We start from the raw sequence: 409 nt of genomic DNA on the forward strand, positions 1-409 counted from the left end.
AGCTAGAGTTATTCTTTAACAACATTCTTTGGTAGAAGAAGTTGGCTGGGATACCAGGATTTGAACCTGGGAATGCCAGGATCAAAACCTGGTGCCTTACCGCTTGGCGATATCCCAACAAAGAAACAGTTGATAGTTTTAATTCTTATCAAGAACATGGTGCGGAAGGAGAGACTTGAACTCTCACATCCTAAGATACTGGAACCTAAATCCAGCGCGTCTACCAATTCCGCCACTCCCGCATAGTCCGTATAATTATATACGTTTTTGCTGTTTATACTCGTAGCTAGAGTTATTCTTTAACAACATTCTTTGGTAGAAGAAGTTGGCTGGGATACCAGGATTTGAACCTGGGAATGCCAGGATCAAAACCTGGTGCCTTACCGCTTGGCGATATCCCAACAAAGAA

At 42.8% G+C, this 409-nt stretch carries 3 tRNA genes; all 3 read right to left on the bottom strand.

Annotated elements, in window-relative coordinates:
* Nucleotides 1-42: 42 nt before the first annotated feature.
* A tRNA-Gln gene (locus H5163_RS21105) sits at nt 43-117 on the bottom strand.
* A gap of 40 nt (nt 118-157) precedes the next feature.
* Nucleotides 158-242 (bottom strand) — tRNA-Leu (locus H5163_RS21110).
* Between the two features lie 84 nt (nt 243-326).
* Nucleotides 327-401: transfer RNA gene (locus H5163_RS21115), tRNA-Gln, on the bottom strand.
* Nucleotides 402-409: the final 8 nt, after the last annotated feature.

The sequence above is a fragment of the Pseudoalteromonas sp. SG44-8 genome (genome assembly GCF_014164125.1).
Classification (GTDB): Bacteria; Pseudomonadota; Gammaproteobacteria; order Enterobacterales; family Alteromonadaceae; genus Pseudoalteromonas; species Pseudoalteromonas rhizosphaerae.